Genomic DNA, 27,000 nt, shown 5'->3' on the forward strand with positions numbered 1-27,000 from the left:
CGCAGCGGAGAGGACGAACCGCATGAAAAGGCACCTGAGACGGGCACTCACGCTCGGCCTCGTACTGGCGACGGCCACCGCGGGCACCGGGACCGCCGCCGTCGCCGCACCATCCACGTCAGCCAGTCCCGCGTCGGTCTTCGGGCCGAACGTCACGATCTTCGACCCGAGCATGCCGATCAGCCAGATCCAGGCCACGCTCGACGCCACGCATGCCGCCCAGGTCAACGCCGAGATGGGCACCAACCGGTACACGTTCCTGTTCAAGCCGGGCACGTACGGCACGGCGGAGCAGCCGCTCCAGGTCAAGGTCGGCTACTACACGGAGATCGCGGGCCTCGGCGCCTCGCCCACCGACGTGGTGATCAACGGCAAGATCGAGGTCTACAACCGCTGCCTGGAGAACGGCGGCACGAGCAACTGCCTCGCGCTGGTCAACTTCTGGCGCACGCTCTCCAACCTCTCGCTCAACATCAACGCACTAGGGCAGGACGGCTGCCGCGCGTCGGCCAACTTCTGGGCCGTCTCCCAGGCCGTGTCCCTGCGCCGCGTGAACATCACCGGCGGCAACCTGTCGCTGATGGACTACTGCACGGCCGGCCCGCAGTACGCCAGCGGCGGCTTCATCGCCGACTCCCGCCTGCCCGCCACCACGAACGGTTCGCAGCAGCAGTGGCTGACCCGCAACAGCGAGGTCGCCGGCTGGTCGAACGCCGTGTGGAACCAGGTCTTCGCGGGCGTGACCGGCGCGCCCGACGACTCGGCGTTCCCCAGCCCGCCGTACACGACGCTGGAGACCACCCCGCTGAGCCGGGAGAAGCCGTTCCTCTTCGTCGACGCGAAGGGCCGATACCAGGTCCGCGTGCCGTCGGCGCACCGCAACACCAGCGGCGTCACCTGGGCCAACGGCCTCACGCCGGGCCGCACGATCCCGCTCTCCGACTTCTACGTGGCGAAGCCGGGCGACTCGGTCCTGAAGATCAACCTGGCGCTGGCGCTCGGCAAGCACTTGCTGCTCACGCCGGGCGTGTACGACATCGCCCGCAGCATCGAGGTGTGGCGCCCCAACACGGTCGTCCTCGGCCTCGGCCACGCCACGCTCACCGCGGTCAACGGCTCGATCCCGCTGGACGTCGCCGACGTGCCCGGCGTGATCGTCGCCGGCGTCACGATCGACGCCGGCCTCAAGGAGTCGCCGGTGCTGCTGCGGGTGGGCCGCAAGCACGGCCTGGGCTTCGACTCGCCGAGCAACCCCACCACGCTCAACGACGTGTACTTCCGGGTCGGCGGCCCGCACGTCGGCAAGACGAACATCGCGCTGGAGGTCAACAGCGACAACGTCCTCATCGACCACACCTGGGTGTGGCGTGGTGACCACGGCGTCGAGGGCTTCACCGACACCGAGCGGTGGAACACCAACACCGGCCGGTACGGCGCCGTCATCAACGGCGACGACGTGACCGCCACGGGCCTGTTCGTCGAGCACTTCCAGCGGTACAACACCGTGTGGAACGGCGAGCGCGGCACGGTGGTCCTCTACCAGAACGAGCTGCCGTACGACCCACCGACACAGGCCGACTGGATGAACGGAAGCGTCGAGGGGTACGCCGGCTACAAGGTCGGCGACAAGGTGAAGACCCACAACCTCTACGGCGCGGGCGTGTACGTCTTCAACCAGAACAACCCGTCGATCCACACCGAGAACGGCTTCGAGGTGCCGCAGCGGCCGGGTGTCAAGCTGCACCACATCATGACCGTCAACCTCAGCGCCGGCACGATCGACCACGTGGTCAACGGTGTGGGCGAGGCGGCCGACACCACGAAGATCGGCGTTCCGGTGTACATCGCGGACTACCCGATCCCGTAGGACACGGTGAATGGTGATCCTCCGGCCCGTGTCACTCTCCGGGCCGGAGGATGACCTCGCTGCCGATCGGGGTGAAGCCGACCGCGAGAAACGCGCGCAACGAGCGGGCGTTGCCGGGCGAGACGGCGGCGAAGACCGGCTCGCCGGGCGGCACCAGCCCGAGCGCGTCGTGCACCAGGCTCCGGCCCCAGCCGCGTCCCTGACCCTCGGACGCCGCCTCGACGCTGATCTCGGTGCGTCCGGCCAAGCCTTCGGAAAGCGTGACGAGGCCCCGCGCGTCGCCGTACACCCGGACGTCGTGCCGCAGCTCCGTCGCGTGCCGTACCCGCGGATGGTCGGCCGCGTCCGGGCGGAGCGGAAGGCTCGCGCCGCCCCGCCCGCGTGCGACGAGCGTGGCGTCGACGACGCCGATCCAGCCGGCTGGTCCGGCCAGCCAGCGCAGGAAATCCGGGCTCATCGACCCGCCGAACCCGTCCGGCCGCTGAGCCAGCACGGCCTCCGGCGGATGCGCGGTGGCTACCAGCGCGTGGCCGGTGAAGGCGACCGAACAGGCCAGGCCACTCGCGAGCGGCGGAAGCACCGTGCAGGCGCCGTCGACCGGCGGAAACTCGCCGTCGGCGGCCGCAAGGAGGTAGGCGAGCAGCGGGTGTGCTGTTCTTTCGTCATCAGCACGCCTTCTTTCGTCATCCAATCGGCTCTTGTCTCCTCTCGCGTCGGGATTTAACGTCATCGCAACACTCCCGCACTCGCAGAATCGAGCCCGTGCTGATGACCTACAGACGCATGCTGGCACTGCCCGTTGTGTTGACATTGTCCGCGACCGCCTGGGCCGCCCCGGCCAGCGCGGGTGCCCGCACCGCCGCCCCGGTCGTGACCCGGGCCGCCCTCGACCCCGCCCTCGTCACCGGCCGCGGCGCGCGGGTCGACTTCCTGGAGCAGGAGGCGGAAAACGCCGTGACGAACGGCGCGGTCATCGGGCCGGACCGCACCGCCTACACCCTTCCCGCGGAGGCCTCCGGCCGCAAGGCGGTGAAGCTGGCGCCCGGCCAGTACGTGGAGTTCACGCTGCCCGCGGCGGCCAACGCCGTCAACGTGCGCTACAGCATCCCGGACGCGCCCAACGGGGGTGGCATCACCGCGCCGCTCGACGTGACGGTCAACGGCAAGGCCAAGAAAACCATGACGCTGACCTCGCAGTACGCGTGGCTGTACAACCAATACCCGTTCACCAACGACCCCAACGCGGACCTGCTGCACCCCGACTGGTGGATCACCGAGTGCTCGTGCGTGCCGGCCGCCACCACGCCAACACCCACGATCACCAAGCCGTTCCGCCCGATGCACTTCTACGACGAGCAGCGGCTGCTGCTCGGCAAGACCTACCGGGCCGGCGACCGGGTGCGGCTCACCGCCCCGGCCGGCACCAACGCCGCGTGGACGGTCATCGACCTGCTCGACTCGCAGCTCGTCGGCCCGCCGCACGTGCGGCTCGTCGCGGCCAACGTGCTGCTCTTCGGCGCCGACCCGACCGGGCGCCGCGAGTCGTCGGACGCATTCGACCGGGCGATCGCCTTCGCCAAGCGGGCCAAGCTCAAGGTCTACATCCCGCCGGGCACGTACCAGGTCAACCGCCACATCATCGTCGACAACGTGACCATCGAGGGCGCGGGCAGCTGGTACACGATCATCAAGGGCAAGGAGGTCGCGCTCCCCGAGCCGGCGCCGGACCTGTCGGTGCACACCGGCGTCGGTTTCTACGGCAGGTACGTGAAGGACGGCGGCAGCAGCAACGTGCATCTGTCCGGCTTCACGATCGAGGGCGACGTGCGCGAGCGGATCGACACCGACCAGGTCAACGGCATCGGCGGCGCGCTGAGCAACTCCACGATCGACGGTCTCTACATCCGCCACACCAAGGTCGGCATGTGGTTCGACGGGCCGATGACGAACACCCGGATCACCAACAACGTGATCGTCGACCAGATCGCCGACGCGCTCAACTTCCACACCGGCGTCACCAACTCGGTCGTGGCCAACAACTTCGTCCGCAACACCGGCGACGACGGCTTGGCCATGTGGGCCGAGAAGACGACGAATGCCAACAACACGTTCGACCACAACACCGTGCAGACGCCGACACTGGCCAACGGCATCGCCATCTACGGCGGCACCGACAACACCGTGTCGAACAACCTCGTCGCCGACCCGATCCGCGAGGGCAGCGGCATACACGCCGGATCGCGCTTCGGCGCCGAGGCGTTCGCCGGCCGGCTGGCCATCACCAACAACACGGTGGTACGCGCCGGCACCTACGAGCTCAACTGGAACATCGGGCTCGGCGCGATCTGGCTCTACGCGCTCGACAAGAGCATCGCCGCCGACGTGCAGGTGACCGGCGACCACTACCTCGACAGCACGTACAACGCGATCATGCTGGTGAGCGACTGGCCGGTGAAGGACCTGTACTCGATCAACGGCGTCAAGTTCAAGAACATCAGGGTCGACGGCACGGGTACATCCGTGGTGAGCGCCCGGGTCGCGGGCAGCGCGTCCTTCGAAAACGTGGACGCCCGCAACGTCGGTGCGGTCGGCGTCAACAACTGCGGCACGTTCCACTTCACGCCGGCCGGCTCCGAGTTCGCGGTGACCGACCTCGGCGGCAACGACGGCGGTGGCGTCACCGGGCCGTGGCTCGCCCCGTGGATGCTGCCCAACACCATCACCTGCGACGACCGTCCACCGGTCGTGCCGCCGGCACCGCCATCCCCCTGGTGACCAGCGGCAGGTAAGACGGGAGGGGTCGCGCTCAATGGCACCGCGCGGCCCCTCCCGTTTTGTTTCATGGGTTGACGTAAATGAGGGTGGGTCGTACCGTACATCGAGCGGTTTAAGTCTCTTGCCACCCCCTCTGACCGGGGCGTCTGCCCGGCCCGGTGCGGTTCGCCACGCCTGTGAAGGGACGTGCCCCATGATCGAACAGCCTCTGCGAAGCCGACGGGACATGTTGCGGATGGCCGGGCTCGCCGGCCTTGGGCTCGGCCTCGCCGCGTGCGGCCGTGGTTTCGGCGGCGGCGGCGACGAGTCCGACGGCGGCGGCGTCCAGCTCAACATGGTCTGGTGGGGCGCGGCCGACCGTGCCCAGAAGACGCAGGCGGCCCTGGACATCTTCCAGCGGCAAAATCCCGGCGTCACCGTCAAGACGGAGTACCAGGACAGCGGCCCGTACAAGGACAAGCTGGCCACCCGCTTCGCGGCGGGCGACCCGCCGGACGTGATGGCGATGCGGATGGACAGCCTCCGCGAGTACGCCGACCGTGGCGCGCTGCTCGACCTCGGCCAGCACGCCGGCGCCGTCGACCTGTCCGGCCTGAGCGACAACGCGAAGGCGCTCGCCGCGGTCGGCGAAAAGACCTACGGGGTGCCCGCCGGCCTCAACGCGATCGGCTTCGTGGTCAACAAGACCATGACCGAGAAGTACGGCGTGAAGATCCCGGACGGCGATACGTGGAGCTGGGACGACCTTGCCGCGTTCGCCCGCGACATCACCAAGGCCAGCGGGCGCAAGGTCTACGGCACGGCATTCGAGCCGGCGACGCTGGCCAACATCATCGTGTACACCCGGCAGCGCGGCGAGGACTTCTACACCGAGGACGGCGCGCTCGGCATCAGCGAGGCCACGGTGGTCGCCTGGTTCGAGCTGGTGGAGAAGATGCGGGCCGAGGGTGGCTTCCCGCCGGCCGGCTTCGTCGAGACCGTGGGTGGTTCGCCCGAGCAGTCGTACCTGGCCAAGGGCTCGATCGCGTCCCAGATCATCCCGACCAACAACTTCCTCGGGTACAACAAGGCGGCGGGCGGCAACCTCGCGCTGCTGCGCATCCCCGGCGAGACGCAGGGGCCGCGGCGGGGCCAGTCCGTCGACTGCCCGCACCTGTGGTCGGTCGCGGCCCAGTCCAAGCACCGCGACGAGGCGCTCAAGCTGCTCAACTTCCTCGTCAACGACGTCGAGGCGGCCAAGGCGACCGGCACGACTCGGGGCGTCCCGCCCAGCACGAAGGTCGCCGACGAGATCAAGCCGGCGCTCAGCCCGGACGACCAGGTGGCCACCGAGTATCTCGGCGCCCTACAGAAGGAGACGCTGCCGCGCTCGTTCACCTACCCGCCGGGCTCCTCGAAGATCGCGTCGAGCCTGCTGAGCATCGCCACGGAGGTGGAGTTCAAGCGGCAGACGGCGCAGCAGGCCGCCAAGGCGTTTCTCGACGCGGGGCGGAAAGCCCTGGGCAAGTGACCACCACGACGCGGGTCACGCTCCCCACCGGCTCGACCGCGCGACCCGCGCCACCGCCGCGGCGGGTCAAGCGACGCAAGGACCGCGCCGGGTACCTCTTCCTGTTGCCCTGGTTCATCGGGATGCTCTTCACGGTCATCCCGTTCTTCGCCTCGCTGTACCTCGCCTTCACCGACTACAACCTGCTCAACGCTCCACAGTGGATCGGCTTGGACAACTTCCGGGAGATGCTCGACGACCCGCTGCTGCGCCAGTCGCTGAAGGTCACCTTCGTCTACACGTTCGTGTCGGTGCCGCTGTCGCTGGTGGTGGCGCTGGGCGTGGCGATGCTGCTCAACCGCGGCGTGCGCGGCCTGCCGGTGTACCGGGCGATCTTCTATCTGCCCTCGCTGCTCGGCGGGAGCGTCGCGGTGGTGCTGCTGTGGCGGTACATCTTCGGCCTCGACGGCATCGTCAACGCGTTTCTCGGCTGGTTTGGCATCGACGGTCCAGGATGGACGTCCGATCCGGACTACGCGCTGACCACGCTGATCATCCTGCATATCTGGACCTTCGGCTCGCCGATGGTGATTTTCCTCGCCGGCCTGCGGCAGATCCCGACGATGTACTACGAGGCGGCCGCCGTGGACGGCGCGTCGAAGTGGCGGCAGTTTCGCTCGGTCACGCTGCCACTGCTGAGCCCGATCATCTTCTTCAACCTGATCCAGTCGCTGATCTCGTCGTTTCAGACCTTCACACAGGGATTCATCATGAGCGGCGGCACCGGCGGGCCGGCCGACTCCACGATGTTCTACAACCTCTACCTGTACCAGCAGGGTTTCTCGCAGTTCAACATGGGCTACGCCGCGGCCATGGCCTGGATGCTGCTGGTCATCATCGCCGCGTTCACCGCGCTCAACTTCCTGGCCGCGAAGTATTGGGTGTTCTATGACAACTAGAAAGCGCTTCGCCCGGCACGTGCTGCTCTGCCTCGCCGGCGTGGTCATGATGTATCCGCTGCTGTGGATGGTCTCCAGCTCGCTCAAGCCAAGCAAGACGGTCTTCACCGACCTGTCGCTGTGGCCGTCCGACTGGGACCTGAGCAACTACCCGCGGGGTTGGGTCGCCCTCGAGCACCCGTTCACCGTGTACATGGTCAACTCGTTCGTAATCGTGGTGTTGAGCATCATCGGCAACCTGATCTCGTGCTCGCTGGCGGCGTACGGCTTCGCCCGGCTCAACTTCACCGGCCGCAAGCTCTTCTTCGCGCTGATGCTCGGCACGATGATGCTCCCCGGCCACGTGCTGCTGGTGCCGCAGTACATCGTGTTCGCCAAGCTCGACTGGATCAACACGTACTACCCGCTGCTCGTGCCGAACTTCCTCGCCACCAACGCGTTCTACATCTTCCTGATGGTGCAGTTCATGCGGTCGCTGCCGCGCGAGCTCGACGACGCCGCGCGGATCGACGGCTGCGGGCCGTTCCGCACGTTCTGGAGCGTGATCATGCCGCTCTGCCTGCCGGCGTTCGCGACGACGGCCATCTTCACGTTCATCTCGGTGTGGAACGAGTTCTTCGGGCCGCTGATCTACCTGACCGACTCGGAGCTGTACACCGTGCCACTGGCGCTGCGGCAGTTCATCGACTCGGAGGGCCAGTCGCAGTGGGGGCAGATGTTCGCGATGTCGTTCCTGTCGCTGGCGCCGGTCATCGGGTTCTTCATCGCCGGCCAGAAGTACCTCGTCAAGGGCATCGCGACGACGGGGCTCAAATGAGGCGCTACGCATTCGTCGGCACCGGGTCGAGGGCGCGGATGTACCTCGGCGCGTTGCTCGACACGCACGCGGACGCCGGGCGGCCGGTGGCGTTCTGCGACACGAACGAGGTGCGGATGGCCTACCACGACCGGCTCGTGCGGCGGGCGCGGCCGGACCTGCGGGTGCCGCACTACGCGGCGGCCGACTTCAAGGCGCTGCTGGCCCGGGAGCGGCCCGACGTGGTGATCGTGACCTCGCCGGACGCCACCCACGCCGGGTACGTCAGCGCGGCGCTGCGCCACGGCGCGGACGTGGTCGTGGAAAAGCCCATGACGACCGACACCGCCGGGCTCGACGAGATCCACGACGCGCTGGCGGCCAGTGACGGCCGGCTGACCGTCACCTTCAACTACCGGTACTCGCCCCGCAACACCTTGGTCCGGCGGCTCGTCGCGGACGGCGCGATCGGCGAGGTCACCTCGGTGGCGTTCGAGTGGTGCCTGGACACCGTGCACGGCGCCGACTACTTCCGCCGGTGGCACCGCGACAAGGCCACGTCGGGCGGGCTGCTGGTGCACAAGGCGAGCCACCACTTCGACCTCGTCAACTGGTGGCTCGCCGACCGCCCGGAGGTCGTCTTCGCCCGCGGCGGGCTGCGCTTCTACGGGGCGGACAACGCCCGGCGCCGGGGCGCGGCCAGTGACCCGTTCGAGTTGGAGATCACCGCCGAGCTGCGCGAGCTCTACAAGGACGGTGAGCACCTGGACGGGTACATCCGGGACCGGGACGTCTTCTCCGGCGGGATCACCATCGAAGACAACCTCAACGTCGTGGTCGGCTACCGGGGTGGCGCCTCGATGTCGTACACGCTGCACGCGCACAGCCCGTGGGAGGGCTACCGGGTGGCCGTCAACGGCACGGCCGGGCGGATCGAGCTGGACGTTGTCGAGCGTGGCCGGCCGCGCAGGTCCCGGGTGATCCTCCAGCGGCATTGGGAGGCGGCCGAGGAGGTGCCGATCCCGTCCGGGCGGGGCGGGCACGGCGGCGGCGACGGGATGCTGCTCGACGACGTCTTCCATGGGCCGAACAGCGACCCGCTGCGCCGGGCGGCCGGCTACGCCGACGGCGCGGCGAGCGTGCTTGTCGGCATCGCGGGCAACGAGTCGCTGCGCACCGGAGAAGCCGTGCGGGTGGCGGAGATCGGCGCGCGATGACCGATCGCAGCTACCGCAACCCCGTGCTGCACGCGGACTGGTCCGATCCCGACGCCGTCCGGGTCGGCGAGGACTTCTACCTTGTCGCGTCGAGCTTTCACCGGGTACCCGGGCTGCCGATCCTGCACAGCCGCGACCTCGTCAACTGGTCGATCGTCGGGCACGGGCTGGCACGGCTGGAGCCCGAGGAGGCGTTTCAGACGCCCCAGCACGGATGCGGCGTGTGGGCGCCGGCCATCCGTCACCACGACGGGCTGTTCTGGATCTTCTACCCAGATCCCGACCGCGGCATCTTCGTCATCACCGCCACCGCGCCCACCGGCCCCTGGAGCCCGCCGCACCTCCTCAAGGCCGGCCGAGGGCTGATCGACCCGTGTCCACTGTGGGACGACGACGGCTCGGCGTACCTGGTGCACGCCTGGGCCAAGAGCCGGGCCGGGTTCAACAACAAGCTCACCTGCCACGAGATGAGCCCGGACGGCACCGTGTTGCTGGACGGCGGGCGCCACGTCGTCGACGGCGACGCGCTGCCCGGCTACCGCACGCTCGAAGGCCCCAAGTTCTACCGCCGGGACGGCTGGTACTGGATCTTCGCGCCGGCCGGCGGGGTCGCCGAGGGATGGCAGTCGGCCTTCCGGTCGCGGCACGTCTTCGGCCCGTACGAGGACCGGATCGTGCTGGCCCAGGGCGACACAGCGGTCAACGGTCCGCACCAGGGCGCCTGGGTGACCACAGTGGACGGGCGGGACTGGTTTCTGCACTTCCAGGACAAGGGGCCGTTCGGGCGGGTCGTGCACCTCCAGCCGATGCGTTGGGTGGACGGCTGGCCGTCGATCGGGTCACCGCCCGGCCAGCCGGTCCCGTTGTGGGAGAAGCCGGCCGGATGGGGCACGCCCACCGCGCCCGCGGCCGGGCCTCCCTTTGGGGCGCAGTGGTTCTGGGCGGCCAACCCCAGACCTGGATGGCGGAGTTTTCGCCCCGGCGGCGGGCTACGGCTCGCCTGCGTGCCCGGCGACACCGACCTGCGCCAGCTGCCCAACCTGCTCGGCCAGCGGCTGCCCGCCGAGCGCTTTCTGGCCACGACGACGCTCCGGCTGACCGGCACCACCCCCGACGCGCGGGCCGGCCTGGCGATCGTCGGCCGCACCTACGCCTGGATCGGCCTCGAACACACGCCGGACGGCCTCATGCTCGTCCACCGCGTGGCCGGTCTGGGCGACGCCGTGCCACCGGCGCCCGTCGACGGCGCGGCGGTCCCGGTGGGAGTCCTGGTCACTCCCGACGCGCGTTGCCAGTTCCTGGCCGGCGAGCCGCTGCGGCCGATTGGGCCGCCGTTTCCCGCGACCGCCGGGCACTGGGTGGGCGCGACCCTCGGGCTGTTCGCCACCGGCGACGGTGGCGCGGTCGACGTTACGCCGCTGGGCATAACATGACCGGCGAGACGATCAGCCTGCGACTGGGCGACCGCCAGGTCGCCGAGTACGCCTGGCAGCCCAGCCTCCCCGCGGCCGTCTCACCGCGCCCGTTCCTGCACCCGGTGCGCACATTGGCGGGCACCGAGGTCACCGAGTCGATGCCCGCGGACCACCTGCACCACCTCGGCGTGAGCGTCGCGGTCGCGGACGTCGGCGGCGCCAACTTCTGGGGCGGCCGCACGTTCGTGCCCGGCCGCGGGCCGGTGCACCTGCCCAACCACGGCACCCAGCGGCACCACCGGTGGACCACGCGCGACGCCGGCAGCATCCGGCACGAGCTGCGGTGGATCGGCCCGGCCGGCGCTGACCTGGTACGCGAGCGGCGCCGCATTGCCGCCCTGCCGCTGGACGGCCGCGCGTGGGCGCTGGACTTCGGCTTCGAGCTCACCAACGTGACCGGCGAGCCGCTCGCGTTCGCCAGTCCGGCCACCAACGGGCGTCCCGGCGCGGGGTACGGCGGCTTCTTCTGGCGGGCGCGGCGTGGCGACCGGCGGGTGCACGTGCTCGGCCCGGACCGCACCGGGGAGCGGCGGCTGCACGGCAAGCGCACCGCGTGGCTGGCGCTGAGCGGCACCAGTACCGACCCGTGGACCTTGATCTTCGTGCCGAGCCGGGCGGACCTCTGGTTCGTGCGCAGCCGCGACTACGCCGGTGTGGGCTCCTCGCTCGCCTGGGACCAGCCGCTCGTCGTCGCCTCGGGCACCGCGCTGCGTCGCCGTATCATCACCGTGGTGGCCGACGGCCGGCTTCGCACGCGCGAGGTCGCCGACCTCGCCGGTGAGGTCACGGCGCTGCACGACGGGTGGCCGCCGTGACCGCCAGTCGCCGGCCCGCCCCAGCCGTCCGGGCCGGCGCGGGGTTGGCGACGAGAGACGGCGAGGTGACGATGGCGGGCGCCGACCAGCCGCACGGCACCGCCACACTGAGCGTGCGCGGGCTCCACGTCGCGCGATACGTGTGGGAGCCCGACCTGCCGCTCGCCATGTCTCCCCGCCCGTACCTGCATCCCGTCCGCACGCTCGGCGGGAGCACCGTCACCGACGCCGCACCCGACTCGCACCGCCACCAGTTCGGCATCAGCATCGCCGCCCCCGACGTGGGCGGCCGAAACTTCTGGGGCGGCCGCACGTTCGTCGCCGGCCACGGCCCGGCCTGGCTCGACAACCACGGCCGCCAGCACCACCAGCGGTGGCTGCGCCACACCAGCGACGAGCTCGTGCACGCGTTGCGGTGGGCGGACGCGCACGGGGCGGCGCTGCTGCACGAGCACCGCACGATCACGTGCCGCCCGGTCAGCGAGACCGCCTGGGCGCTGACCACACACACGCGGCTGACCAACGCGACCGGCGCACCGCTCACCATCCGCAGTCCGGCGGCGCAAGGACGTCCGGGCGCCGGCTACGGCGGCTTCTTCTGGCGCGGCGCGGCGGTGGAGAGCGCGCGCATCCTGAGCCCGGCCGGCGCGGGCGTGCAGCCCGTGCACGGCAGCACCGCGGCCTGGCTCGCGGTCACCGGCACGGCCGCCGGTGCCACCTGGACGGTGCTCTTCACGCCGGGCGACGAGACCACCGCGCGTGACCGTTGGTTCGTCCGGGCTCGCGACTACCTCGGGGTCGGCTCGTCGCTCACCTGGGACGAGCCGCTGGTGCTCGGCCCGGAGGAGACGATCGAGCGCAGCCTCGTCGCGTTCGTCGTAGACGGCGCGCTGACCACGGCTGAGGCCGCCGCCCTCGCCGCCGACGCCCGGCCAGCGACATGACGACTCCGATCCGGCCGAGCAGCCCACGACAGCGCCAAGAGCCGGTCCGGCAGGAAAGCCTGCGCATCATCAACCTCGAGCTCGTCTTCCGGCACATCCTCGCCGCCACCGACCCGATCTCCCGCACCGAGCTCGCGGCCGCCACCGGGCTCACCCGGCCCACTATCACCCGGATCGTCGAAGACCTCCGCGCCGGACAGCTGATCACCGAGACCGGCACCGCACACGACGGGCGCGCCGGCCGGCCGCGGGTGGGGCTCACCCTCTCCGACCGCGGACCCGCCGGCCTCGGCCTCGACATCCGCGCGGACGGCCTGGCCGCGTGCGCCGTCGACCTGACCGGCAACGTGCGCCACCTCGCCTTCGCGCCGTCGCCCTACGCCGGGCGGACCGCGGACGCCGTGCTGGCCGACCTCGCGCGGATGGCCGGCGCCGCCATCGAGGCCATCGCCGCGGAGAGCCTCACCGTCGTCACGGCCACCTTGGCGGTACCCGGACCGGTGGATGCCGGGGTGGTCCGGTCCGCGCCCGCGCTCGGCTGGCGCGATGTCGACGCCGGTGCCCTGCTGCGCGACGCGACGAGCCACCTCGACCTTCCGGTGCGGGTGGAAAACGAGGCCAACCTCGCCGCCCTCGGCGAGCTGTACGCGGGCGGCAACGCGCTCAGCGGCTTCGTGTACGTCTCCGGCGGGCTCGGCATCGGCGCCGGCATCGTCCTCGATGGACAGTTGCTGCGCGGCATGCGCGGCTGGAGCGGCGAGCTGGGGCACGTCACGGTCTACCCGGACGGCAAGCCGTGCCCGTGCGGGGCGCGGGGGTGCCTGCACACGTACGCGAGCCTGGAGGCGATCCTCGGTGGCGAGCCAGTCCCGCCCGGGATCACGCCCGACGCCGCGATCCTCACCCGTGCCGACGCGGGGGAGCCGGCCACCCTCGCCGCGCTCGAAACCGCCGGCACCACGCTCGGGATCGCACTGTCCGATGTGCTCAACATCCTCGACATCGACACGGTGCTGCTCGGCGGCAGCTTCGCCCTCCTGGCGTCCTGGCTGACCGCGAACGCGCGGGCGGAGATCGACCAGCGGGTCCTCACCACCGACTGGGCGCCGGTCACGGTCCGCCCGGCGATCCTCGGTCCCGACGCCGCGGTCATCGGCGCCGCCCTCACCTCGATCGACCAGATCCGCCAGCGCCCCGCGACGTGGCTCCTTCACAAGGCGTCGGTGAGGTAGAAACCCCAGCACAGGGGGTTTGTTTCATCGATTGACATAACGGTCGGGCGTGGCATAGCCTCATCTACGCATCGACTGGGATCGGTGGCTGGGCAACCGCCGTCCCCGGTCTCGTCGCCTGTCCGGGCTCGCGGCGAACTATCACGCAGCCACTCGACGACGGCCGGCGCCACTCTCCCATCGCACGCGCGGCCGTCCCCTGTGCAAGAAGGGATGCGCATGTTCAAACGACTGACGCTGGCCGCCGCCCTGGCTGTCGCGGTGCCGGCGGCGATCGTCGCGGTGTCCGCGCTCCCGGCGAGTGCCGCCACACCGGCGAACGGCGGTGTCTACACGCTCGCCGTCGGAGCGTCCGGCAAGTGCCTGGAGGTCGCGGGCGGCTCGGTGGACAACGGAGCCCTGCTCCAGCAGGCCTCGTGCACCGCCGGCTCGACCCGGCAGCAGTGGCGCGTCACATCGTCGTCGGCCGGCGGGTTCAACCTGGTCAACGTGAACAGCACGCGCTGTGCCGACGTGCCGTCCGCCTCGACCGCTTCCGGTGTGCGGTTGCAGCAGTGGGGCTGCGGTGACGGCACGAAGGTGAACCAGCGGTGGTCCTTCGCCGCTTCGGGCGCCGCGTCCGGCAAATACACCATCGCGAGCGCGGCGAGCGGGCTGTGCGTGAGCGACAAGGACGGCTCGACGGCGGGCAACAACCCGATCGTCCAAGAGGGATGCTCGGACGTCGCGCGGATGCAGTGGCTCTTCAACCAGGTGGGCGGCACGACACCGCCGCCGACCGGAACGCCGACCGTGGCGTCCGACGGCACCGGCACGTACCGCACCGTGCAGGCGGCGATCGACGCGGTCCCGGCCGACAACACCACCCGCCGGGTCATCACCATCAAGGCCGGCACCTACCGCGAGGTCATCCGGGTGCCGTCCAACAAGCCGCTCGTCACGCTTCAGGGTCTCGGCTCCGGACCGTCGAATGTGGTCATCGTCTACCACAACTCCGCCGGCACGCACGGCACGTCCGGCAGCGCCACCGCGTTCGTCGACGGCCGCGACTTCGTCGCGACCAACCTGACCATCTCGAACGACTTCGACGAGAACTCGGCGAGCAGCGGTCACCAGGCCGTGGCGCTCAACCTCAACGCCGACCGGGCCGTCTTCGACAACGTGCGGCTGCTCGGCGACCAGGACACCTTCCTGGTGAACGACGCCACCCGCGCGTATGTCGTGAACTCCTATGTGGAGGGCACCGTCGACTTCATCTTCGGCGGCGGCACGATCGTCTTCGACAACTGCTCCATCTACGAGAAGCGCTCGACGGGCGGGCCGATCACCGCGGCCAGCACCGCCGCCACGAAGACGTACGGGTTCCTGTTCTATCGCTCGAACATCACCGGGGCGACGAACAACACCACCCAGCTCGGCCGCCCGTGGCGCCCGGACGCGCAGGTGCTCTACCGCGAGTCGACGCTCAGCGCGACCATCCGCACCGCCCAGCCCTGGACCGACATGTCCGGCAACCTCTGGCAGAACGCGCGCTTCCTGGAGTACCGGAACACGGGGTCGGGCGCGGGCACGAACGGCAACCGCCCGCAGCTGTCCGACTCCCAGGCCGCCAGCTACACGCCGCAGCGCTATCTCGCCGGCTCCGACGGCTGGAACCCGCTATGACCACACCCTCTCCCGAAAGGACAAGCATGAAACGGAAACTGATCGGCCTGTCCGTGGTCGGCCTGGTCGTGCCGGCCGCGATCGTCGCGGTGTCGGTGCTCCCGGCGAACGCCGCCACGCCGACCAACGGTGGCGTCTACACGCTCGCCGCGGGTGCCTCGGGCCGGTGCCTGGAGGTCACCGGCGGCTCGGCCGACAACGGCGCGTTGCTCCAGCAGGCCTCGTGCAGCGCGGGTTCGACCCGGCAGCAGTGGCGGGTGGTGTCGTCGTCCGCCGGTGGTTTCAACCTGGTGAACGTCAACAGCACCCGCTGTGCGGACGTGCCGTCGGGCTCGTCCACCTCGGGTGTGCAGCTCCAGCAGTGGGGCTGCGGCGACGGCACGAAAGTGAACCAGCGGTGGTCCTTCACCGCCTCGGGCGCGGCATCCGGCAAATACACCGTCAGGAGCGCGGCGAGTGGGCTGTGTGTGAGTGACCCGGGCAGCGCCGCGACCGTGCAGGAGGCGTGCTCCGACGTCGCCCGCATGCAATGGCTCTTCAGCCAGGTCGGCGGCGGGACGCCGGGCGTGCCGTACTCCAACGTGCCGGACGGCTTCGCCCAGGGTGTCACCGGCGGCGCCGGCGGTCAGACGGTGACCGTCACCAACCAGTCTCAGCTCAACCAGTACGTGACCGCGAGCGCCCCGTACGTGATCCGGGTGGCCGGCACCATCAACATCAGTCCGAAGGGGACGGAGCTGCGGGTCGCCTCCAACAAGAGCATCATCGGCGTCGGCACCAGCGGGCACATCGTCGGCGGCGGGTTCTTCCTCGGCGCCGGGGTCAGCAACGTCATCATCCGCAACCTGACGATCCGCGACACGCTCATGCCCGACGACGACCCGGGTGACGACGCGTATGACTACGACGCGATCCAGATGGACACCGCCAACCGGATCTGGATCGACCACAACCGGCTGTCGCGGATGAACGACGGTCTCATCGACAGCCGCAAGGACACCACCAACCTGACCGTCTCGTGGAACCACCTGGTGGACAACAACAAGACCTTCGGCATCGGCTGGACGGAGAACGTAACCGCGCGGATCACCATCCACCACAACTGGTTGCAGAACACGCGCACGCGCAACCCCAGCGCGGACAACATCGCGTACTGCCACCTGTACAACAACTACGTCCAGAACACCTCGTCGTACGGCAACTACATCCGCGGCCTGACAAAGGGCGTCATCGAAAACAGCTACTTCGAAAACAGCCGCAATCCGTACTACGTGGAGGCCGGCGAGCTGGTCAACCGGGGCAACATCCGGGTCAACAGCCCGTGGGACTCCGGCAAGGTGACGTCGAAGGGCGCGGCCTTCAACCCGTCCAGCTTCTACTCGTACACGCTCCACGCCGCCACCGACGTGCCCGCGCTGCTGCGCCAGTACGCCGGGCCACAGGCGAGTATCGGCAACTGATCCGGGCCTGCCGGCCTTCTCTTCCCCACGGGGAAGGCCGGCAGCGCCCCCGAACCTGAGAATGATCTCAGGAAACTTGCTGGCTCTCGGCAATCTTGCTGGGCGCCAGCAAGTTTGTTTGCTAGCTTCGGCAGGGTGAGTGATGCCGGACTGCGGGAGCGGAAGAAGGCGGCGACGCGCGCCGCGTTGAGCGAGGCGGCGATGCGGCTCGCGCAGGAGCGTGGCGTCGAGCACGTGACCGCGGAGGCGATCGCCGAGGCCGCGGGCGTCTCACCGCGCACGTTTCACAACTATTTCGCCAACAAAGAAGAGGCCATCCTGGCCGCGACCTGGGACTTCGTCCGCGATGTCGTGGGCGCGCTGCGAGCCCGGCCGGCAGCGGAGTCGGCACTGGAGGCGATCCGGCATATCGCCGACGACCTGATCGCGGGCAGCGGCACCAGCATCGAGCAGATCGCCGTCCGGATGCGGCTGATGGAGACCAGCCCGTCCCTCACCTCGCGTAACGACGTGCTGCGCGAAGAGGTCGGGCGCATGGTCGTCGAGGCGGTGGCCGAGCGGTCCGGCACCGACCCCGAGCGCGACATCTACCCGCGCCTGCTCGTCGCCAGCCTGCACGCGGCGCTGATCGCCTCCATCGACGTCTGGCGCGCGGGTAAGACCGGGCGCGAACTGACCGACCTGCTGGGCGAGGCGTTCGACCAGCTCGGCGCGGGGCTGCGCGAGCCGCCCCGCTAACACCCACCCAGAGCCCACGAGCCTCGCCACCGACCGGTCGCGGGGTCGAGCACGCACGCCCGAATACAGGGGGGAAAACGACCCATGGCGACCTATCTGTACCGCCTTGCGCGGTTCTCGTACCGGCGCCGAAAGCTGGTCCTGGTGCTGTGGCTGGCGGTGCTGGCCGCCTTCGGCGTCGGTGCCCTCACGCTGTCGGGGCCGACGTCCAGCGCGTTCACCGTCCCCGGCACCGAGTCGCAGAAGGCCATCGACCTGCTGGGCGAGCGGTTTCCGCAGGCGGGTGCGGGCGGCGCGACCGCGCGGGTGGTGTTCGCCGCGCCGTCCGGGGAGACGCTCGCCGACCCGGCCAACAAGACCGCGATCGAGCAGACGGTCGCCGCGCTCAAGGTGGCGCCGCAGGTGGGCGGCGTGTCCGACCCGTACCAGGCGGGCGGCGTCAACCCGGCCGGCACGGTCGCGTACAGCCAGGTGACCTACGCCGTGCAGGGGTTGGACGTCACCGACGCGTCCCGCGACGCGCTCACCGCCGCCGCAGAGCCCGCCCGCGCGGCCGGGCTCACCGTCGAGATGGGCGGTGACGCGCTGAGTCCACCGGTCGGCACCTCGGCGACGGAGGTACTCGGCCTCGTGGTGGCCGCGGTGGTACTGGTGATCACATTCGGGTCGCTCGTCGCCGCCGGGCTGCCGCTGCTCACCGCGATCATCGGGATCGGCATCGGCATCAGCGGCATCTTCGTTGTCAGCGGCTTCGTCGACATGGCCTCGACGACCTCGATCCTCGCGCTGATGCTGGGCCTGGCCGTCGCCATCGACTACGCGCTGTTCATCGTCTCCCGGTACCGGCACGAGCTGGCCACCGGGCGCGAGGGCGAGGAGGCCGCGGGCCGCGCGGTGGGCACGGCCGGTTCCGCCGTGGTTTTCGCCGGACTGACCGTGGTGATCGCGCTTGCCGCGCTCGCCGTCGTGAACATCCCGCTGCTGACCGAGATGGGTCTCGCCGCCGCGTCCACAGTGGTCGTCGCCGTGCTGATCGCGCTGACCCTGCTACCCGCCCTGCTCGGCTTCGCCGGGCGACGGATCATGGGCCGGCGCGGACGCGACCCGGAGACCGCGGGCAACGGCAAGCCCACCGCCGGTACCCGATGGGCCCGCTTCGTCACCCGGCGACCGGCGGCGGTGCTGGTGGCCGCGGTGCTCGCCCTCGGCGTGATCGCGATCCCCGCGCTGAGCCTGCGGCTCGGCCTGCCGGACGACGGCACCGCCGCGCCCGACACCACGCAGCGCAAGGCGTACGACCTGCTCAGCCAGGGCTTCGGGCCAGGGTTCAACGGCCCGCTGACCGTCGTCGTGGACGCGCCGGACGCGCCGGCCGCGGCCGACGAGGCTACGACGGCCATCAAGGCCCTGCCCGACGTGGCCGCCGTCGCGCCGCCGGTGCTCAACCCGGCTGGTGACACCGCCCTGCTGACCGTCATCCCGGCCAGCGCGCCCAGCAGCGCCGCCACCGAGGACCTCGTCACCGCCATCCGCCACACCGACGGCGCGCTCAGCGCGGACCTTTCCGTCACCGGGCAGACGGCGTTGAACATCGACGTTTCCGACAAGATGGGCGGTGCGCTTGTGCCGTACCTCGCGGTGGTGGTCGGCCTCGCGTTCGTGCTGCTCGCGCTCGTGTTCCGCTCGATCGTCGTGCCGCTCAAGGCGACGCTCGGCTTCCTGCTGTCGGTGGTGGCCACGTTCGGCGCGGTCGTGGCTGTCTTCCAGTGGGGGTGGCTGGCCGGGCTCTTCGGCGTCGAGGAGACCGCGCCGATCATGTCGTTGCTGCCCGTGCTGCTGGTCGGCATCGTCTTCGGCCTCGCGATGGACTACCAGGTCTTCCTGGTCACCCGGATGCGCGAGGAGTACGTGCACGGCGCCAAACCCACCGAGGCGGTGGTCACCGGCTTCGGCCACGGCGCGCGCGTCGTGACCGCGGCGGCGATCATCATGATCAGTGTCTTCGCCGGCTTCATCCTCTCCCACGAGGCGCTGATCAAATCGATCGGCTTCGCGCTCTCGGTGGCGATCCTCTTCGACGCGTTCGTCGTGCGTATGACGATCGTTCCCGCGGTGATGACCCTGCTCGGACGGTCTGCGTGGTGGCTGCCGCGCTGGCTCGACCGCCTCATGCCCAATGTGGACGTCGAGGGCGAGAAGCTCCGCCACGAGCTCGCCGAGCCGGCCCCCGACTCCGCACAGGTGGCCGCTCTGAGATAGACGGCACTTCTTGAAAGGTGCTCTCGGCGTCGCGCGGGTGGCGGGTCTCGGGTTATGGTGGGTGCTACGCCGCCATCGGCGTAGCACCGGTCGAGAGGCGCTGCAACGGGCCTTTGAGCCCGCCACGCTCGACATGGTTGCCAGGTTTGAAGGGCGCCTCCTACAGAGGAGGTGTCCTCTTCCTATGTCTGTGTCCATCCAAAAGCTGAACGGTGTCGAGTTCGCTGTTCGCGACCTCTCGCTGGCCGACTTCGGCCGGCATCAGATGCGGCTGGCCGAGCAGGAGATGCCGGGCCTGATGGCGATCCGGCGGGAGTTCGCCGACCAGCAGCCGCTGCGTGGCGCACGGGTCGCGGGCTCGCTGCACATGACCATCCAGACCGCGGTGCTGATCGAGACGCTGGTCGCCCTTGGCGCGCAGGTGCGCTGGGTGTCCTGCAACATCTTCTCCACCCAGGACGAGGCGGCGGCCGCGGTCGTCGTCGGTCCGGAGGGGACGATCGAGGCGCCGTCGGGTACCCCGGTGTTCGCCTGGAAGGGCGAGACGCTGGAGGAGTACTGGTGGTGCACGATGCAGCTGTTCGACTTCGGCGACGGCCAGGGGCCGAACATGATCGTCGACGACGGCGGTGACGTGACGCTGCTGGTGCACAAGGGCGTCGAGTTCGAGACGGCCGGCGCGGTGCCGGAGGCCCAGGCGGACGACCACGAAGAGTACCGGCTGATCCTCGAGTCGCTGCGGGGCAGCTTCGCGGCCGACACCAAGCGGTTCACCCGGCTCGCGGCGGGCATCCGCGGTGTCTCCGAGGAGACCACCAACGGCGTCGCCCGGCTCTACCGGCTGGCCCGCGAAGGGCGCCTGCTCTTCCCGGCGATCAACGTGAACGACTCGGTGACGAAGTCGAAGTTCGACAACAAGTACGGCATCCGGCACTCCCTCGTCGACGGCCTCAACCGCGCCACCGACGTGATGCTCGGCGGCAAGCTCGCGGTGGTCTGCGGCTTCGGCGACGTCGGCAAGGGCGCGGTCGAGTCGCTGCGCGGCCAGGGCGCACGGGTCGTGGTCACCGAGATCGACCCGATCTGCGCGCTTCAGGCGGCGATGGAGGGCCTCCAGGTCGTGGAGCTCGAAGACGTGGTCGAGCAGGCCGACATCTTCATCACCACGACCGGCGGCACCGACATCATCATGGCCGACCAGATGGCCCGGATGAAGCACAACGCGATCGTCGCCAACGTCGGTCACTTCGACACCGAGATCGACATGGCCGGGCTGGCGCGCGTGCCCGGCATCGTGAAGACCGAGGTGAAGCCGCAGGTGCACGAGTGGCTCTTCCCGGACGGGCACGCGATTCTCGTGCTCTCCGAGGGCCGCCTGATGAACCTCGGCAACGCGACCGGTCACCCGAGCTTCGTGATGTCCAACTCGTTCACGAACCAGACGATCGCCCAGATCGAGCTGTTCACCAAGCCGGGCGAGTACGAGACCAAGGTGTACACGCTGCCGAAGCACCTCGACGAGAAGGTGGCGCGGCTGCACCTCGACGCGCTTGGCGTGCGGCTGACCACCCTCACGAAGAAGCAGGCGGAGTACCTCGGCGTGGATGTCGAGGGGCCGTACAAGGCCGACCACTACCGCTACTGACCACGAAGTCGCCCCGGGCGGTCCTCACAACCGCCCGGGGCGGCGTGGAGAGGCGTTCGTCGCACGCCGGAAGCGGGTATGGCCTACAGGTGACACATCGGCGCGGTGCACTGGGCCGTGTGATGTACGCGACCGCGATCCTACCGCCCGCATCCCAGAGCGCTCGCGGGATGCCGTGGGCGCAGGCGCGGGCGGTGGCCGCCACCGCACCGGCCGCCTTGGGCGCTGAGCGGGTCCCGCTCGGTGCGGCCGCCGGGCGGGTCCTCGCCGCCCCCGTGCGGGCACTGGTCGCCGCGCCCGCATTCGACACGGCCGCCATGGACGGGTTCGCGGTGGCCGGGTGCGGCCCGTGGCGGATCGCCGGCCGGGTGCTGGCCGGGCGTCCGGGCTGGCCGGGTGTGCTCGCCGCCGGCGAGGCGGTCGAGATCGCCACCGGCGCGATCGTGCCGGACGGGGCCGAAGCCGTGCTGCCGTACGAGATCTGCCATGTCGACGGCGGCCTGGTGAGCGGCGCGCGTGAAGCCAAGGACCACATCCGGCGGGCCGGTGAGGACGCCCACGCCGGTGACGAGGTGGTGCCCGCCGGCCGGATCGCGACGGCCGCCGTGCTCGGCGCGGCCGCGCAGGCCGGCGCCGACGAGCTGACGGTCCACCGCCGGCCCGCGGTCGCGGTGCTGGTCACCGGTGACGAGGTGGTGACCCGGGGCATACCGGGCGCCGGGCAGGTGCGCGACGCGCTGAGCCCGATCGTGGCCGCCATCGCCGGGCGGGCGGGCGGCGAGCCGGTCGAGGACCACTTCCTGCGGGACGACGCCGACCTCCTCCGGACCGCGATCGAGAGCGCCACGGCCGACGTGGTCGTGGTGACCGGGTCGTCCTCGGCCGGCGCCGCCGACCACCTGCCCACGGTGCTCGCCGGCCTCGGCGCGCGCTGGCTCGTCAACGGGGTCCGCTGCCGCCCTGGCCATCCGCAGGCGCTGGCCGTGACCGCCGCCGGCCGGTGGGTCGTCGGGCTGCCCGGAAACCCCTTCGCCGGCCTGGTCGCCGGGTTGACCCTCCTCGAACCGGTGGTGGCCGCGCTGGCCGGCCGGATGCTGGCAACGCCGGTGACGCTGCCCGTGGTGGGCGCCGCCAGCCCGTACCCGGAGGGCGTGCGACTGGCGCCCGTGGAGATCGGCGACGGGCAGGCGCGGATCGTGCCGGGCGCCCGGTCCGGCAGCCTCCGCGCCGCCGCGACCGCGGACGCGCTCGCCGTGCTGCACCCGCACTGGTCGACCGGAAAGGCCGCCGCCCTGCTCACGCTGCCCTGAGCTCCGCGCGTCCAGTTCTTGTCGAGAATCCGTCCAGCCCTGCCCCACAAAGTCTTCGGCAAAGGCTCATGGGGACCACACGACAGGGAGTGGGATGAGAGCACGGGTAGTCCGGGTGTTGGTCGCCGCGCTGGTCGCGGTCGCGGTGGTGGTGCCGGGCACGGTCCGGCCGGCTCAGGCAGACACCGCCGACGAGATCAACAAGTACCTGGACATCGCGAACAAGGCCGTCACTCTGGTCAAGAGCATCCTTGGTGGCGGTGCCTCGGACGCCGCGATCAAGAGCGCGGTGCAGCAGATCATCGCCGCGGTGGAGGGCGCGAAGACGCAGATCATCGCGCATGTGGACGCGCTAGCCGCGGCCGAGGTGCAGGGGTGCGTACGCCACCACGTCATCGAGTTCGCCGACATCGACCGGTTCGACAACCAGACAGTGCTTCAGCTGTGGGCGCAGGACGCGACCGGGTGCGCGACGCTGGCCAGCAGCGTGCTGCGCGCGGTCTCGGACAAGGCTGCGGCAGACAACCTCGCGGCGGTCGTCAACATCATCGGCCCGATCGCGATGGCCGCGCGGGCCAGGGCGGGCTTCCAGACGTTCGGCCTGACGAGCGAGCTGCGCAGCGCCAACCAGGTCGCCATACAGACCCTGGCACCACGGTGCGTGGAAGGGTGGGCATGGTTCGAAAACGACATCCCGTTCTGGGAGATCTACTGTGCCGCCTACAACGGTGATGTCGCGGACATGTACTTCCCGGGCCCACCGGGAGACAGGCCGGCGGCCGAGGCACGCGCGACACAACGGACGTTCCGCGCGCTGGCCATGAACGCCGTCCCGCTGTACAGCATCTAGAAGGACCGCCAGCGGTTTGGGCTACCGACGGATATCGCGGTAGCCCAAACCTCTATTTCAGGGCGCCCGTCAGCGCTTCGAGACGGGCCCGGACCTTGGCCGCCTCGAAGGATTCGAGATCGGTGTAGAGGGCGAGCGCCTCGTCGTACCGCACCCGCGCCCGCCTCGGGTCGTCGAGTGCCTCGTGGGCGTGGCCCAGGCCGGCGAGGGCACGGGCCTGCTGATCCACCGCGCCGATGTCGAGCGTGATGGCGAGCGCGGTGGCGTGGTGGTCGAGGGCGTCGCCCGGTCGCCCGCCGGCGTGCGCCGCCTCGCCGAGGCCGTTGAGAACCCACGCCTGGCCCTCCCGGTCACCGATCCGGCGAAACAGCGCGAGCGCCTGTTCGAAGTACCCGGTGGCCCGGCCCGGCAGCCCGATGCGGGTGTACGCGATGCCCAGGTTGTCGAGTGAGCTCGCCTCGCCGGAGTGGTCGCCGAGCTGCCGAAACAGCGCCACCGCCTGCCGGTGGTGCTCGGCGGCCTCCCGGTCCCGGCCGAGCCGCTGCTCGACGAGGCCGAGGTTGTTGAGCGCGGCGGCCTCGCCCGAGCCGTCTCCCGACTGCCGGGCCAGGGTGGCCGCCTCCTCGTGGTGGCGAGCGGCTTCGGTGTGCCGGCCCACGAGCGTCTCGATGATCGCCAGGTTGTTCAACGCGCGGCCTTCGCCGGAGCCGTCGCCCGCCTGCCGGAAGAGGACGATGGCCTGCTGGTGGTGCTCGGCCGCCGAGGCGTACGCGCCCTGCCGTTGCTCGACCGTGCCGAGTGCGGTCAGCGCGACGGCCTGGCCGGTGGTGTCGTCGGCCTTCGCGAAGAGGGCGGCGGCCCGCTCGAAACGTTCCTCGGCCGCGTCGTAGCGCCCTAGTTTCAGGTGCACGGCGCCGACGCCGCGTACCGCGTGTGCCTGGCCGGCCAGGTCACCGGCCCGCCGGGCAGCCACCCAGGCGGCGTCGTGCAGCGCCATGGCGTCCGTGTAGTGGCCGCCGTCGAGGTAGCGGAAGAGCGTGGTGGAGAGCCGGACCGGGTACGTCGAGCCGGGCGGGGCACCGCGTGCGGTCGCGACGAGGGAGGCCCGCTCGGCGTCCAGCCAGGCCCGAGCGGTGGCGGCGCTGGACAGATCCGGGCTCGGCGTGGCGGGCCGCGGCACGCGGGGACGGCGGTGGGCCTCCGCGGGGTACAGCTGGTCCATCGCGGTCATGGCGTTGGCGAGGTAGTAAGCCAACAGCCGATCGACCGCGGCCGCCCGCGCCTGCTCGGTGTCCTGTGTGGACGCGATTGTCGCCGCGTACGCGCGCAGGAGGTCGTGCATCCCGTACCGGCCGGCGGTGGTGGCGTCCACGAGGTGCGCGCGGGTGAGCACGCCCAGCGCCCGGTAGGCGCCCGCGAGGTCCGTGCTGGCGAGGGCGGCGACGGCGTACACATCGGTGTCCGCGCCGGGGTGCAGGCCGAGCAGCCGGAACGTGCGCGCGGCGTCGCGTGGCAGGTGCTGCACCGACCAGGAGAACACCGTCGCCACGGTCGCCCGCGGGTCACCGCCGGCGTCCAGCAGGGATAGCCGCTGCTGCCGCTCGGCCAGCTCGCCGGCGAGGTCGGCCAGCGGCGTCGCGGGACGCGAGATCGCCAGCTCGGCGGCGACCCGCAACGCCAGTGGCAGACGGGCGCAGCGGCCGACGAGGGCGGCCGTCGCCGCGGGCTCGGCGCCGGCGCGGTCGCCGATCAGCCGGTGGAGCAGCGCGTACGCGTCGGCCGGTGGGAGCAGGTCGAGATCGAGCCGGTGCGCGCCGTCCCGGGCGACGAGGCCGGCCAGGCTGTCCCTGCTCGTGATCACTACAGCGCACCCGCCCGTGCCCGGCAGCAGCGGGCGGACCTGCTCGGCCGAGGAGGCGTTGTCGAGCAGGATCAGCATCCGCCGGCCGTCAACCGCCGTGCGGTAACGCGCCGCCCGCTCCTCCAGGTCGAGCGGGATGTCCGGACCGGGCACGCCGAGCGCGGCCAGGAACCGGGCGAGCGCGTCGGCGGCGGTCATCGGCCGATCCGGGTCGTACCCGCGCAGGTTGACATAGAGCTGCCCGTCGGGAAACCGGCCGCGGACCTGGTGGGCCCAGTGGATCGCGAGCGCGGTCTTGCCGACGCCGGCCGTACCCGAGACGGCGGAGAGCACCACGGCGGCCCCGGCAGGTGCGGCGAGGAGCGTATCGAGCCGCGCGAGCTCGTCGCCGCGACCGGTGAACGCGGCGACGTCGGCGGGCAGCTGTGCCGGCACCTGCGGGCTCGCGGCGGCGGCCGAAGCCTCGCCGCGCAGGATCGCCCGGTGCACCTCCTGGAGCTCCGGTCCCGGGTCGGCGCCGAGCTCTTCGGCCAGGTGCACGCGGGTGGCGGCGTACCGGTCGAGGGCCTCCGCGCCCCGCCCCGCCGCGGCCAGCGCCCGCATCAACACCGCGGCCAGCGGCTCGACCAGCGGGTGCTCGGCCAGCTCGCCGGTCACCCGGTCGATCACCGCCGGCGCGTTGCCCACCGCCAGCTCGGCCCTGGCCCAGGCGAGCACCGCGGATAGGCGCAGCTGCTGCCACACGTGGCGGGTGTGCTCCACCCACTGCCCGGACAGCCCGGCCAGCGGCTCGCCACGCCACAGCCCCAATGCCTCGCGCAGCAGCCCGACCCGGTCGGTATCCGAACGCTCGGGTGCCGCCGCCCGCTCGACGAGCCGGCCGAAGCGGTGCAGGTCGACGCGTTCCGGAGGCAGCTCCAGCACGTATCCGTCGCCGCGCCGCGCGACCACGACATCGCCGGCGGCCTGACCGAGCAGCCGGCGGATCCGGTTGATGTGCGTCTGCACCAGCTGGCGCGCCCGTGGCGGCGCCGCCGATCCCCACACCCGCCCGATCAGGGACTCCACCGGCACCAGCCGGCCCGCGTCGACCGCCAGCGCTGCCAGCACCACCGCCTGCTGCGGCCGCCCCCCGGCCAATCGCCGGCCGCCCGCGTGCACCTCGACAGGACCGAGCAAGCTCAGCTCCACGACCAACCCCCAGGACTTTGGTCGATTCCCGTTCGTCAATTTATCCCGGGGGGCCCGACCTAGGCTGTCGGGTCTGCGGCAAGCTCGCCGGTGCGCCGGAGCTTCTGCCACTTGTGGATGGCCGCCGGAGAGCGCGCTCGCGGCGGAGTGGAGGAGCACCACCTACATGATCTGGCGGTGCTGTACCGGCAGTGCCCCTCACATCCCCGTCACAACGGCGGGGAGACGTCCCGCCGTTCCTCGACCCGCCGATACTCCGCCGGCTCCTCGGCGACCACCGTCCGCCGGCGGTTGCCCCAGATCGTCATCGTCAGGATCAGGCCGAGCACGCCGGCACCCATCAGGATCCAGCCGACGACGTCGATGTCGATGCCGGCCACGCTGGCGTCGACCGCGAACGTGAGGATCGCGCCGACCGCGATCAGGAAAACGCACGCACCGATACCCATGAG

At 70.8% G+C, this 27,000-nt stretch carries 20 protein-coding genes; 17 read left to right on the top strand and 3 right to left on the bottom strand.

Annotation, left to right across the window (positions count from 1 at the left end):
• Window positions 1-22: 22 nt before the first annotated feature.
• The gene (locus tag ACTMTJ_RS12050; protein WP_441216245.1) at window positions 23-1,867 is read left to right on the top strand and encodes an adenylyl cyclase; all 1,845 of its coding nucleotides are present in this window, start codon (window positions 23-25) and stop codon (window positions 1,865-1,867) included.
• Window positions 1,868-1,898: 31 nt separating this feature from the next.
• Here the strand turns inward: ACTMTJ_RS12050 and ACTMTJ_RS12055 are convergent, their stop codons facing one another.
• Complete coding sequence (locus ACTMTJ_RS12055; RefSeq protein ID WP_441216246.1) at window positions 1,899-2,558, bottom strand: hypothetical protein; 660 nt, start codon at window positions 2,556-2,558, stop codon at window positions 1,899-1,901.
• A 77-nt stretch (window positions 2,559-2,635) separates the two neighbouring features.
• Here ACTMTJ_RS12055 and ACTMTJ_RS12060 point away from each other — a divergent pair, with 77 nt between their 5' ends.
• From ACTMTJ_RS12060 to ACTMTJ_RS12135, 16 genes are all read left to right on the top strand, one after another.
• Window positions 2,636-4,642 carry a glycosyl hydrolase family 28-related protein gene (locus ACTMTJ_RS12060; RefSeq protein ID WP_441216247.1) on the top strand — a complete coding sequence of 669 codons (2,007 nt, stop codon included), beginning with the start codon at window positions 2,636-2,638 and terminating at the stop codon, window positions 4,640-4,642.
• Between the two features lie 193 nt (window positions 4,643-4,835).
• Entirely contained in the window at window positions 4,836-6,152 is a 1,317-nt protein-coding gene (locus ACTMTJ_RS12065; RefSeq protein ID WP_441216248.1) for an ABC transporter substrate-binding protein, read from the top strand.
• Window positions 6,149-7,090, top strand: a complete 942-nt coding sequence (locus ACTMTJ_RS12070) for a carbohydrate ABC transporter permease (RefSeq protein ID WP_441216249.1) — start codon at window positions 6,149-6,151, stop codon at window positions 7,088-7,090. Before ACTMTJ_RS12065 ends, ACTMTJ_RS12070 begins: the two co-directional genes overlap by 4 nt.
• Window positions 7,080-7,907 carry a carbohydrate ABC transporter permease gene (locus ACTMTJ_RS12075; RefSeq protein ID WP_441216250.1) on the top strand — a complete coding sequence of 276 codons (828 nt, stop codon included), beginning with the start codon at window positions 7,080-7,082 and terminating at the stop codon, window positions 7,905-7,907. The genes ACTMTJ_RS12070 and ACTMTJ_RS12075 overlap by 11 nt, the downstream gene beginning before the upstream one ends.
• Window positions 7,904-9,103 (top strand): Gfo/Idh/MocA family protein, encoded by a 1,200-nt coding sequence (locus ACTMTJ_RS12080; RefSeq protein WP_441216252.1) that lies wholly within the window; start codon window positions 7,904-7,906, stop codon window positions 9,101-9,103. The genes ACTMTJ_RS12075 and ACTMTJ_RS12080 overlap by 4 nt, the downstream gene beginning before the upstream one ends.
• Window positions 9,100-10,536: a family 43 glycosylhydrolase gene (locus ACTMTJ_RS12085; RefSeq protein ID WP_441216254.1), complete on the top strand. Its 1,437-nt coding sequence runs from the start codon at window positions 9,100-9,102 to the stop codon at window positions 10,534-10,536. Before ACTMTJ_RS12080 ends, ACTMTJ_RS12085 begins: the two co-directional genes overlap by 4 nt.
• Complete coding sequence (locus ACTMTJ_RS12090) at window positions 10,533-11,393, top strand: PmoA family protein (protein WP_441216256.1); 861 nt, start codon at window positions 10,533-10,535, stop codon at window positions 11,391-11,393. The genes ACTMTJ_RS12085 and ACTMTJ_RS12090 overlap by 4 nt, the downstream gene beginning before the upstream one ends.
• Window positions 11,390-12,337, top strand: coding sequence for a PmoA family protein (locus tag ACTMTJ_RS12095; RefSeq protein WP_441216257.1), 948 nt, complete (start codon window positions 11,390-11,392; stop codon window positions 12,335-12,337). The genes ACTMTJ_RS12090 and ACTMTJ_RS12095 overlap by 4 nt, the downstream gene beginning before the upstream one ends.
• A complete protein-coding gene (locus ACTMTJ_RS12100; RefSeq protein ID WP_441216258.1) occupies window positions 12,334-13,569 on the top strand; it encodes an ROK family protein in 1,236 nt (411 codons plus the stop codon). The genes ACTMTJ_RS12095 and ACTMTJ_RS12100 overlap by 4 nt, the downstream gene beginning before the upstream one ends.
• Window positions 13,570-13,788: 219 nt before the next feature.
• Complete coding sequence (locus ACTMTJ_RS12105; RefSeq protein WP_441216260.1) at window positions 13,789-15,234, top strand: pectinesterase family protein; 1,446 nt, start codon at window positions 13,789-13,791, stop codon at window positions 15,232-15,234.
• Window positions 15,235-15,260: 26 nt separating this feature from the next.
• Window positions 15,261-16,694, top strand: coding sequence for an RICIN domain-containing protein (locus ACTMTJ_RS12110; RefSeq protein WP_441216261.1), 1,434 nt, complete (start codon window positions 15,261-15,263; stop codon window positions 16,692-16,694).
• Between the two features lie 135 nt (window positions 16,695-16,829).
• Complete coding sequence (locus tag ACTMTJ_RS12115) at window positions 16,830-17,432, top strand: TetR/AcrR family transcriptional regulator (RefSeq protein ID WP_441216262.1); 603 nt, start codon at window positions 16,830-16,832, stop codon at window positions 17,430-17,432.
• Between the two features lie 84 nt (window positions 17,433-17,516).
• The gene (locus ACTMTJ_RS12120; protein ID WP_441216264.1) at window positions 17,517-19,691 is read left to right on the top strand and encodes an MMPL family transporter; all 2,175 of its coding nucleotides are present in this window, start codon (window positions 17,517-17,519) and stop codon (window positions 19,689-19,691) included.
• A gap of 184 nt (window positions 19,692-19,875) precedes the next feature.
• Window positions 19,876-21,336 (top strand): adenosylhomocysteinase, encoded by a 1,461-nt coding sequence (gene ahcY, locus ACTMTJ_RS12125; RefSeq protein ID WP_441216266.1) that lies wholly within the window; start codon window positions 19,876-19,878, stop codon window positions 21,334-21,336.
• Between the two features lie 170 nt (window positions 21,337-21,506).
• Window positions 21,507-22,646 carry a molybdopterin molybdotransferase MoeA gene (locus tag ACTMTJ_RS12130; RefSeq protein ID WP_441216268.1) on the top strand — a complete coding sequence of 380 codons (1,140 nt, stop codon included), beginning with the start codon at window positions 21,507-21,509 and terminating at the stop codon, window positions 22,644-22,646.
• A gap of 94 nt (window positions 22,647-22,740) precedes the next feature.
• Window positions 22,741-23,496 carry a hypothetical protein gene (locus ACTMTJ_RS12135; RefSeq protein ID WP_441216270.1) on the top strand — a complete coding sequence of 252 codons (756 nt, stop codon included), beginning with the start codon at window positions 22,741-22,743 and terminating at the stop codon, window positions 23,494-23,496.
• Window positions 23,497-23,548: 52 nt separating this feature from the next.
• Here ACTMTJ_RS12135 and ACTMTJ_RS12140 read toward each other — a convergent pair whose 3' ends face one another.
• Window positions 23,549-26,536 (bottom strand): tetratricopeptide repeat protein, encoded by a 2,988-nt coding sequence (locus ACTMTJ_RS12140; RefSeq protein WP_441216272.1) that lies wholly within the window; start codon window positions 26,534-26,536, stop codon window positions 23,549-23,551.
• Window positions 26,537-26,757: 221 nt separating this feature from the next.
• Window positions 26,758-26,997: a DUF6458 family protein gene (locus ACTMTJ_RS12145; RefSeq protein WP_441216274.1), complete on the bottom strand. Its 240-nt coding sequence runs from the start codon at window positions 26,995-26,997 to the stop codon at window positions 26,758-26,760.
• Between the last annotated feature and the right edge of the window lie 3 nt (window positions 26,998-27,000).

The organism is Phytohabitans sp. LJ34 (assembly GCF_052068095.1).
In the GTDB taxonomy this organism is placed as follows: Bacteria; Actinomycetota; Actinomycetes; order Mycobacteriales; family Micromonosporaceae; genus Phytohabitans.

Bases quoted from the DNA above. Each gene is read 5' to 3' on its own strand.
- ACTMTJ_RS12050 (WP_441216245.1), top strand. From the start codon at position 23: ATGAAAAGGCACCTGAGACGGGCACTCACGCTCGGCCTCGTACTGGCG.
- ACTMTJ_RS12060 (WP_441216247.1), top strand. From the start codon at position 2,636: ATGACCTACAGACGCATGCTGGCACTGCCCGTTGTGTTGACATTGTCC.
- ACTMTJ_RS12065 (WP_441216248.1), top strand. From the start codon at position 4,836: ATGATCGAACAGCCTCTGCGAAGCCGACGGGACATGTTGCGGATGGCC.
- ACTMTJ_RS12075 (WP_441216250.1), top strand. From the start codon at position 7,080: ATGACAACTAGAAAGCGCTTCGCCCGGCACGTGCTGCTCTGCCTCGCC.
- ACTMTJ_RS12080 (WP_441216252.1), top strand. From the start codon at position 7,904: ATGAGGCGCTACGCATTCGTCGGCACCGGGTCGAGGGCGCGGATGTAC.
- ACTMTJ_RS12085 (WP_441216254.1), top strand. From the start codon at position 9,100: ATGACCGATCGCAGCTACCGCAACCCCGTGCTGCACGCGGACTGGTCC.
- ACTMTJ_RS12090 (WP_441216256.1), top strand. From the start codon at position 10,533: ATGACCGGCGAGACGATCAGCCTGCGACTGGGCGACCGCCAGGTCGCC.
- ACTMTJ_RS12100 (WP_441216258.1), top strand. From the start codon at position 12,334: ATGACGACTCCGATCCGGCCGAGCAGCCCACGACAGCGCCAAGAGCCG.
- ACTMTJ_RS12105 (WP_441216260.1), top strand. From the start codon at position 13,789: ATGTTCAAACGACTGACGCTGGCCGCCGCCCTGGCTGTCGCGGTGCCG.
- ACTMTJ_RS12110 (WP_441216261.1), top strand. From the start codon at position 15,261: ATGAAACGGAAACTGATCGGCCTGTCCGTGGTCGGCCTGGTCGTGCCG.
- ACTMTJ_RS12120 (WP_441216264.1), top strand. From the start codon at position 17,517: ATGGCGACCTATCTGTACCGCCTTGCGCGGTTCTCGTACCGGCGCCGA.
- ahcY (WP_441216266.1), top strand. From the start codon at position 19,876: ATGTCTGTGTCCATCCAAAAGCTGAACGGTGTCGAGTTCGCTGTTCGC.
- ACTMTJ_RS12130 (WP_441216268.1), top strand. From the start codon at position 21,507: ATGCCGTGGGCGCAGGCGCGGGCGGTGGCCGCCACCGCACCGGCCGCC.
- ACTMTJ_RS12135 (WP_441216270.1), top strand. From the start codon at position 22,741: ATGAGAGCACGGGTAGTCCGGGTGTTGGTCGCCGCGCTGGTCGCGGTC.
- ACTMTJ_RS12145 (WP_441216274.1), bottom strand. From the start codon at position 26,997: ATGGGTATCGGTGCGTGCGTTTTCCTGATCGCGGTCGGCGCGATCCTC.